Origin of the sequence: Bernardetia sp., from assembly GCF_020630935.1 — a bacterium.
GTDB lineage: Bacteria > Bacteroidota > Bacteroidia > Cytophagales > Bernardetiaceae > Bernardetia.
Window position 1 is genome coordinate 1 of the sequence record NZ_JAHDIG010000104.1, and the last position, 9334, is coordinate 9334.

9 protein-coding genes are annotated in these 9334 nt (G+C 33.8%); 5 read left to right on the forward strand and 4 right to left on the reverse strand.

Annotation, left to right across the window (positions count from 1 at the left end; all coding sequences use genetic code 11):
- Positions 1–17: 17 nt before the first annotated feature.
- The 4 genes from QZ659_RS19205 to QZ659_RS19220 form a co-directional block, all read right to left on the reverse strand.
- A complete protein-coding gene (locus tag QZ659_RS19205) occupies positions 18–653 on the reverse strand; it encodes a lysozyme (RefSeq protein ID WP_291728461.1) in 636 nt (211 codons plus the stop codon).
- A 369-nt stretch (positions 654–1022) separates the two neighbouring features.
- Positions 1023–2561, reverse strand: a complete 1539-nt coding sequence (locus QZ659_RS19210) for a YifB family Mg chelatase-like AAA ATPase (protein ID WP_291728463.1) — start codon at positions 2559–2561, stop codon at positions 1023–1025.
- A 210-nt stretch (positions 2562–2771) separates the two neighbouring features.
- Positions 2772–2945, reverse strand: coding sequence for a hypothetical protein (locus tag QZ659_RS19215; RefSeq protein ID WP_291728465.1), 174 nt, complete (start codon positions 2943–2945; stop codon positions 2772–2774).
- A gap of 219 nt (positions 2946–3164) precedes the next feature.
- Positions 3165–4070 (reverse strand): SDR family NAD(P)-dependent oxidoreductase, encoded by a 906-nt coding sequence (locus QZ659_RS19220; protein ID WP_291728467.1) that lies wholly within the window; start codon positions 4068–4070, stop codon positions 3165–3167.
- 198 nt (positions 4071–4268) lie between these two features.
- Between QZ659_RS19220 and QZ659_RS19225 the strand changes: the two genes are divergently transcribed.
- The 5 genes from QZ659_RS19225 (at position 4269) to QZ659_RS19245 (ending at position 9192) form a co-directional block, all read left to right on the forward strand.
- Positions 4269–5285, forward strand: coding sequence for a sugar phosphate nucleotidyltransferase (locus QZ659_RS19225; protein WP_291728469.1), 1017 nt, complete (start codon positions 4269–4271; stop codon positions 5283–5285).
- 70 nt (positions 5286–5355) lie between these two features.
- Positions 5356–7047: a sensor histidine kinase gene (locus QZ659_RS19230; RefSeq protein WP_291728471.1), complete on the forward strand. Its 1692-nt coding sequence runs from the start codon at positions 5356–5358 to the stop codon at positions 7045–7047.
- 31 nt (positions 7048–7078) lie between these two features.
- The gene (locus QZ659_RS19235; protein ID WP_291728473.1) at positions 7079–8068 is read left to right on the forward strand and encodes an SDR family oxidoreductase; all 990 of its coding nucleotides are present in this window, start codon (positions 7079–7081) and stop codon (positions 8066–8068) included.
- Positions 8069–8074: 6 nt separating this feature from the next.
- Complete coding sequence (locus tag QZ659_RS19240; protein WP_291728475.1) at positions 8075–8449, forward strand: VOC family protein; 375 nt, start codon at positions 8075–8077, stop codon at positions 8447–8449.
- A 179-nt stretch (positions 8450–8628) separates the two neighbouring features.
- Positions 8629–9192, forward strand: coding sequence for an EF-hand domain-containing protein (locus QZ659_RS19245; RefSeq protein WP_291728477.1), 564 nt, complete (start codon positions 8629–8631; stop codon positions 9190–9192).
- The last annotated feature ends 142 nt before the right edge of the window (positions 9193–9334 follow it).

Consider the following 9334-nt stretch of genomic DNA (forward strand, 5'->3'; position numbering starts at 1 on the left):
TGAGCTTTGTTTTAGGCTTAGTTCATTTTGTTTTCAGAACTTGCTTTTGCGTTTTGGCTCAACTGCTGTAAATAGGCTTCTTTTTTTTCGCCTAGCGTATAAAGCCAAAGTTCAAACTCTCTTTCTTCTTGTAGATTTGGGTTAGGCGCACCGTTTATGTTTACCCAACGCAAAATTTCCGTGTCTATCGCCTCATCGTTTTGTATTTTTTTATACAATGTGCTGCGATAAAGTTTGGACGTACCGAAAGCAAAACAAAAATTGGTGATTGCGATGAGCTTTGCGCCTTTAAGCTTAAGATTTTTCTTTACCCATCTTTTAGAGTAATTCAAATCGTGGCGAAGCAACGAATCAGCTTGTTTTTCGGTAATGCCTCCTAAAAGTGCGCTGTCTCTTTCCGTAACCAAATGACCGTAGCCAATGGTAAGGTAGCCTGCTGCACAGTTGTAAGGCTCTAACATAAGTCCTTCTCTGCTCTTAATGCGAGTAATAAGACTATCCCACGTGTACGTGAGCTCTACTTCGTCTAAAGTTACTTCATCATCTTCTTCTATACTCATAGTCGGATAAGCGACTGTGTGTGTAGAGTTAGAAGTAAATGATGTAATAAATAAAACAAAAATTGACAAAGTAGTTATTGTAACATATCTCATATTTAGATTTGATGGTGAACGGATGCAAAGGTACGACCTTATTATTCACTTATCCAAATTATAACTAATTGTTTTTCAAGGTGTTGTATTTTTGATACTAACATAAAACAGTGTTTTTGCCAAAAAAAATTCTGTATTTTTTGGTTTTTGCAGAATCTCAGCCCTTTAAGTACGATGTAATTTATAATTTATTCTGAATATGTAAACTTTAATTATTTCTTACACAGAGGCAAAAAAAAATATCGAAATTTTTGCTTTTCGAAGCAAACAATTTTTTAATTTACACGTACAGTCAAAATAATGACCGTTGGTCAGTTAAGTTTTTAATTTTTGTCTTGACTAAGTGCAATAAAAAAAGGGAAGTTAAAGCTATGAAACCCAGTCGCTTCTGTCCAAACTTCTGAACTGAATCGCTTCTGCAATGTGTGCTGTCTGTATATCTGGACTATTTTGGAGGTCTGCAATGGTTCTGGCTACTTTCAAAATCCTGTCATACGCTCTCGCCGAAAGTCCTAATCTTTCCATTGCATTTTTTAAAAGGATTTTACTCGTCTCATCAATTTTACAAATCTTTTTTACCATTTGAGACGGCATCATAGCGTTAGAATGTACTGAATCTATCACTTTAAAACGATTTTCTTGCACTTTCCTTGCCTTGATAACACGATTTCGTATTTCTTCACTACTTTCAGCCTTTCTATCTGCTGTCATTTCATCGAATGAGACAGGAGTTACCTCCACGTGTAAATCAATTCTATCTAGTAAAGGACCACTAATTTTATTCAAATATCGATGCACGATACCTGTTCCACAGACACATTCTTTTTCTGGATGATTGTAATACCCACACGGACAAGGATTCATACTAGCAATTAGCATAAAATTACAAGGAAACTCTACCGAAACTTTCGCTCTAGAAATAGTAACTCTTCGTTCTTCCAAAGGCTGTCGCAAAACTTCTAAAACAGTTCGTTTGTACTCTGGAAGTTCATCTAAAAACAAAACGCCATTATGAGCAAGCGAAATCTCTCCTGGTTGTGGATTTCCTCCTCCTCCCACTAAAGCGACATCACTAATGGTGTGATGAGGAGAACGATACGGACGAGTAGCCACAAGGGCAGCATTCTCTCCTAGTTGTCCTGCCACAGAATGTATTTTGGTAGTTTCTAATGCTTCATACAAACTAAGAGGAGGCAAAATAGACGAAAGGCGTTTGGCAAGCATTGTTTTACCTGCCCCTGGAGGACCAATCATAATTACATTATGTCCTCCTGCTGCTGCAATTTCTAAAGCTCTTTTTATATTTTCTTGCCCTTGTACATCGGCAAAGTCGGCTTCATATTCATTTTTTTGTTGGCTGAAAATTCCTCTTGTATCAATTTGTAGAGGTTCAATATTTCTTTCATCTTCAAAAAATCCGACAGCATCCTCTAATGTTTCGACTGGAATAATATCCAAATTATTTACGATAGCAGCTTCTCTAGCGTTTTCTTTTGGTAATACAAATCCTTTAAAACCTTGTTTTCTAGCTTCAATGGCAATAGGCAATACGCCACGAATCGGACGCAGTTTTCCATCAAGCGCAAGCTCTCCCAAAACAATATATTTATCAAAATTTGGGGCAGTAATTTGGTCAGAAGCGACGAGCATACCAAGAGCAATTGGTAAATCGTAAGCAGAACCTTCTTTACGAACATCAGCAGGAGCAAGATTGACTACTACTTTTTGGCGAGGAATACGAAAGCCTAATTGCTTGACAGCCGATTCTACTCTTTGTTCACTTTCCTTAACAGCACTATCAGCCAAGCCAACAATCACGATATGCCTTCCCTTCATTACATTGACTTCAATCGTTATAATATTTGCTTCTACTCCTACTACGGATGCTCCAAAGGTTTTTGCTATCATTTTATTCTACTAATTATATTATTATGATAAAAATAAAAATATTAAAACCTCAAATTAATAAAAAAACTCATTCCAATCTAAAAAGAATGAAATGAGTTTGAAATAAAGTTTTCTAGTCATCAAAACGCTACGCAGTACAGTTTATCTATAAAAAGGGGATATAGAGTAGATTAAAAAGACGTATTGTAGCGTTTGAATATCATTTAGCTGTTATTTTATAATAGCTGGACTTGCCGAACCAACAGCTTGAATAGGAGTTTCTGCATTTTTTTCTGATTTCTTTGCAGCACTTAGCGCACATTCTTCGTTACGTTCACAAGCTACCATAGCTGCTAAGCCAAGAAAAAGAGTAAGTTGTAGCAGAATTAATTTTTTTAGTTTCATAAAATTTTAGTCTAGTGAGTAGTTTTGGGAGAGGCATATCTTCTTTATGTCCTATCTCAATTTTATGAGTGCGTCTTTAGTCGTTTTAAGGGAACGAGTAAATAGTATTAATACAAAGTTAAGTTATTTAATGACTAATCGTATAAAAAACAGCCTTTTAAGTCTTTATAAAATCATCTGTTTTGTGTAATTTTTAAGGAGTTTTTTTGATAAAAAAAATCAAATATCGCTTTCTATGGGAAAATATAACGGATTAGGGTAGTGAAATTCGTAATTCAGTATGTCTTTTAGTTTATTTGTATCTACAACTTTATAATTAGGAGTTTCTGTGTTCTCTTGAAAGGTGGGAGCTTCAAAATTATAGTCTTTAGCATTCTTTTTATACACTTTTTGACGTGTAGGATGAGTAGGACACACTACGTTAAACACTTCAAATTTGTTACGTTTTTTGCTATTGAATAGAATATTTTCTACCAATTTGTCTGAAATTATTGAAATAATTTCTACTAAATCCTTTCTATGTATGAAATTTACTGGAATACTACCAGTATTTAAGCCCTTTTTACCTGCAAAATACTTTCCTGCTACTCGTTTTCCTCCCATAAGACCTCCTGCACGCAATACTACAGTTTCTAACTTTTTATTTTTACTTGCCTCTACAAATATATTTTCAGCGTCAAAAATATCTTTTCTAGCAGCCTCTTCTTTTGTTTCTACATCTTTTTCGATTACTTCTTTATTCAAGTCAGCAGGATAATCTTTATATATAGAAGTCGAACTGATAAAAATAATTTTTTTAGTTGCTTTTTCATTTTTTAGTAGATAATTTTTAATAAATTCCATTTGAACTTTATAAAAATCTTTGTTTTCTCTTGGAGGTGGAATGTTTATCAGTGCAATATCTGTATGAAAAAAATCTTTGAAAAAATCATGCGAGTTATTTTTATAGGCTTCAATGTTTTTCTCTGTCAATTGTAAAATATAGGGCTTAATTTTTTCATTTTTTAAAATTGCTGTTTTTTCTTTGGAGGTGGTAGAGCCGTTTACTTGTATTTCTTTTTTTATAAAATATTTGGCTACCTCTAAGCCAAGCCAGCCACAACCCAAAATACTTATCGATTTCATTTTCTTGAATAAAGTTTATAAGATTAAAAAAATGAAACAGATAGTTTCTCATTAGGTTTTCAAAACATTTAAAGTTTTTATATTTTGTTCATACTGAATACAAGCCAACTGAAGATTTTACATGAAAAGTTATATTATTTTTTTTATTTTGGTAGTCAGTTTTATTCTAGCCATTCTCTATCTTTTGTCATCGAACCTATGAAAGCAATTATTCCAGTAGCAGGAGCAGGTACACGCTTGCGTCCACATACTCATACACAACCCAAACCACTCGTACCCATAGCAGGCAAACCTATTTTAGGACATATTATTGACAATTTATATAATAATGGTATTCGAAATTTTTTATTTGTAATAGGCTATTTAGGAGATAAAATAGAAGAATATGTAACAAATACGTATAAAGACTCTATTCAAACCGAATTTGTATTGCAAGAGCCACGTATTGGATCTGCACATGCGTTGTGGATAGCTAGAGAGTTTATAAAGGAAGAAGAAGAACTATTGATTGTGCTTGGAGATACAATTGTAGAGATGAATTATACTCACTTTTTTGATATAAAAAACACCGTAGTAGCTGTTAGAAAAGTAGATAACCCTCGTATATTTGGAATTGTAGAGGCTGATAAAAATGGTACGATTAAAAGGCTGATTGAAAAACCACGTATTCCAAAGTCAAATTTGGCATTGGTGGGAGCATATAAAGTTACAAATATTCCATTACTCTTGGATTCTATAAAAAAGATTATGAGTAACTCTGCCTCTGCAAATAGCTCTTGGGAGTATCATCTGACAGATGCACTTATGGAAATGGTACTTCAAGGAGAAAAGATTACTTTTGTGGAAGTAGATAATTGGTTTGATTGTGGAAAAAAGGAAACGCTTTTGGAGGCGAATGCTAGTCTTTTGAAAAGACACGGCTTTGAAACTTCAGTTTCTACGGATTATCCCAACTGTATTATTATTCAACCTGTCCGATTTGGCAAACAATGTAAGTTGGAAAACTCCATTATTGGACCTAATGTAGCGATTGGAGACCATACAAATATCTCAAATTCTATCATTCAAAATAGTATTATAGGTTCATTTTCAGAGCTGACTCACGCTACATTAGACAAATCAATCATAGGAAGTGATTCCTCTTTAAAAGGCTTGATTCAAAGTCTAAATATTGGAGATAGTACAGAAATCAATTTTACCAGTAATAATGAATAAACAAATATAAAGGCAAAATATTATAAGAGATTTTTTACAAAATAGCATTAATTGGGGAGTTACTGACCTAATGCACACTCAACAAGCTGCCCGTGTTCGGCTTATCAATTTGGTGTGTCTTTCGTTAGGCTCTGTTTTTTTGGTAGGAATGCTAGGTTTGTTTATTCTGAATACATTTTGGACAAAAGAACTCATACTAAGCACTTTTCTTGTTTGGCTAGGTTTCCTTTGTCCTATTTTGTTCAACAGGCTTGGTAAGACAGATTTAGCCAAAATATTTTTTGTCTTTCAGATTATTATTGCTCATCTCATTTTCTTTTTAGTTTTTAATAGAGAATCAGCCATGAGGGCTTTTATCTTACCCATCAGTATCATCATAATTATGTTATTTTCGGGGCAAGAACAGAGCTTACAGCTCTTTTTTCTTCTTGCTTTTGGTGCAATAATAGGTTGGCTAGAGTTTTTACCAAAAGATTTTACAGAGCTTGGAGTATTTATGCCACCCTCTACGGCAGCAATTTTCCGAATTATCATTTGGGTAATGGCAGTTTGTATGAACTTACTCATTGTTGCCACAGCCATGCGAATGGTAAGTCAGAGCGAAGACTTATTGAGAAATTTACTTATAGAAGCAAATAAACAGAACGATGCACTTCAATACCAAGACAATTCTTTTAAAGAAAATCAAGAAGAGTTACTGACAATGAATCAGGAACTGATGAACCAAAGAGAACGACTAGAAGAACTTATTGCAGAACGAAGTACAAGATTACGCTATACAGAAGCTCAATTATTAAAACAAGTAGAAGACCTTGCCGAATCTGAAAAAGAACTTCGGAAATATGCAGAAGAAATGCAGCTTACCAACGAAAGATTGGCTGCTGCCAAAACAAAACTTCAGCATACATTAGAAAGGGAAAGGGAAGTAAATGAACAGTTGGCAACTACTATTAGAGAATTAAAATCCACACAAGCACAACTTACCCAAGCTGAAAAAATGGCAAGTTTGGGACAGCTGACAGCAGGAATAGCACATGAGATAAACAATCCTATCAATTTTGTATATGCTGGAATGGATGCGCTTCATACCAACATAGAAGAACTTTTATCGTGGACAAGTAAAGAAAATATAAGCCCAGAATTACACGAAGAATATGATGAGCTAATTGATGAAACCAGAACACTTTTAGAGGATATTCAGATAGGTGCGATGCGTACTTTTGAGATTGTGAAAGGACTACGTAATTTCTCTAGGTTAGATGAGGAAGAAATTCGTAAAACTCATATCAATGACCATATTTCTACTACTCTAATTTTACTCCGAAATCAGATTAAAGAAAATCAGATTACAGTTAAAAGAGAACTAGACGATTCTATTATGCCAATAGAATGTTATCCGGGGCAGCTCAATCAAGTATTGATGAATATTTGTAGCAATGCTATTCAAGCAATTATAGAAAAACAAAAAAATGATATAGGAAATGAGGCTATTGAAAAAGCTACATTGAAAATCACTACAAAAAATCAAGACACATCTATACTACTTTTAATTTCTGATAATGGAATTGGAATGAACGAAGAAGTACAAAAACGAATTTTTGAACCTTTCTATACTACCAAAAATGTAGGAGAAGGAACTGGGCTTGGAATGTCTATTACGTATGGAATCATAGAAAAACATCAAGGAAAAATAACAGTAGAGAGCAAACTTGGAGAAGGTACGACTTTCGAAATATGTCTTCCTAAAAAACTATTAAATTAATTCAAATCATATCTAACAAAATCAAATTATCTTGGAACATAAGCAACTTACATCAAAAAACATCTTAATTACAGGAGGAGCAGGCTTTATAGGCTCAAACCTCTGTGAAAAATTTCTAGCACAAGAAAATAAAGTAGTTTGTTTAGACGACTTTTCGATGGGACGACAAGAAAATATAGCTCATCTTTTGGAAAACCCTAATTTTAAACTTATTGAGGGAGACATTAGAAACTTAGAAGATTGTAAGAAAGCTGTAGAAGGAGCAGAAATTGTTTTGCATCAAGCAGCTTTGGGTTCTGTTCCTCGCTCAATAGCCGACCCTATTACCTCAAATGATGTAAATATTTCAGGCTTTCTCAATATGTTGGTTGCTACAAAAGAGGCTGGAGTAAAGCGTTTTGTTTATGCAGCTAGTTCTTCTACTTATGGCGACCATCAAGCTCTTCCAAAAATAGAGGAAAACATAGGCAAACCACTATCTCCGTATGCCGTTACCAAATATGTAAACGAACTTTATGCTAATGTTTTTGCTGATTTGTATGGACTGGAACTAATTGGTTTGCGCTATTTTAATGTTTTTGGCAGAAAGCAGCGTCCAGATGGTGCGTATGCAGCTGTTATTCCGAAGTTTATTGGTCTTTTAATGGAACACAAACGCCCTACTATTTTTGGAAAAGGCGATTTTTCAAGAGATTTTACTTATATCGAAAACGTTTTACAAGCCAATGAACTAGCTGCCACAACGACAAATCCAGAGGCTATAGGTCAAGTCTATAATGTAGCCTTCGGAGAGCGTACAACTGTAAAAGAAATGTTCGAACTGATGCGTTCTTTGCTTGGAAAGTACGATGAAAAAATCAATGATATTGAGGCGATTTATGGCGATAACCGTCAAGGTGATATTCCTCACTCGTTGGCTTCTATTGATAAAGCAAAAACACTTTTAGGCTATTCTCCTCAATATTCTTTCAAAAAAGGACTTACAGAAGCTATTGATTGGTATTGGAATGATTTAAAATAAATAGAAATGAATCTAAATCAAGTTACTGTTCCTTCGTTGGATTTGACAAAGTCTATTCCTTTTTATGAAAAATTAGGATTGAAACTTATTGTAAAAGCTCTGCCACACTATGCACGATTTGAATGCCCAAATGGAAACTCAACATTTTCACTGCATCAGACAGACAAATTACCAACAGGAGATGGCATACATGTTTATTTTGAATGTGATAATTTGGATAAGCACGTACAAAATCTTCTTGAAAAAGGAATCAAATTTGAAGAATTGCCCAACGACAAACGCTGGCTTTGGAGAGAGGCAAGATTAAAAGATTTGGACGGAAATTCTATCATCTTGTTTTATGGAGGAGAAAACCGTCTCAATCCACCTTGGAGAATTTAATTTCTAAAAATATACTTTTCTTGGGTTCAATTTTTTGACTAAATTGTCTTCTACGAAATAAGTAACTATATCAAGTTACACATACTATAACTTTTATATTATAAATGAATTACCAACTAGGTACACTAAGTTTATCCATTCGTAATTCGTAATTCGTAATTTTTAATTGATAATTGAATATGCTTACTCCTCTACAAGAACGCAAGGCAAAACGAATGTTTGAAATCTTTGATACAAATAAAGATGGAACGATTGAAAGAGATGATTTTAATCTGATTCTAAATAAACTCTCTGAAGTTGTGCCTTTCTCAAAACAATCAGAAACATATAGAGGACTAAGTTATTTGTATCAGAATCGTTGGAAAAAAATGCTCTTCTTTGCTGACGGCATTGTAGATAATGAAAAAGACCAAAAAATCAGCCTTGATGAATGGGTAGCCTATTGTAATTCTCTGATAGAAAAAAAATCTTATGAAGAAGATATTCTACCCATTACGTGTTATGTAATTCGTCTTTTTGCAGACCAAAACAAAAAAGAGAACTTTAAGATAGATAGCCAAGTATTTGAAAAATTCTTTTCTGCTTACAGTATTGATAAACAACTTGCAGTAGCTACTTTTGAAAAGTTAGATACAGAAAAGAAAGGCTATCTGACAGAAGATGAAATTACAACCTATTGGAGAGAGTTTTATGAGAGCGATGACGAAAGCGCATTAGGAAATTATTTTTTTGGAAAGTATTAGTTACAGAACTGAAAGTCAGCGAAGCTAATTACGAATTTTTATCATTAGCTGACTAAAGTTCAAAACAATTATGTCAGAGTGCAATTCTTCACTAATCACTAATCACTAATCACTAATCACTAATCACTAATCACTAATCACT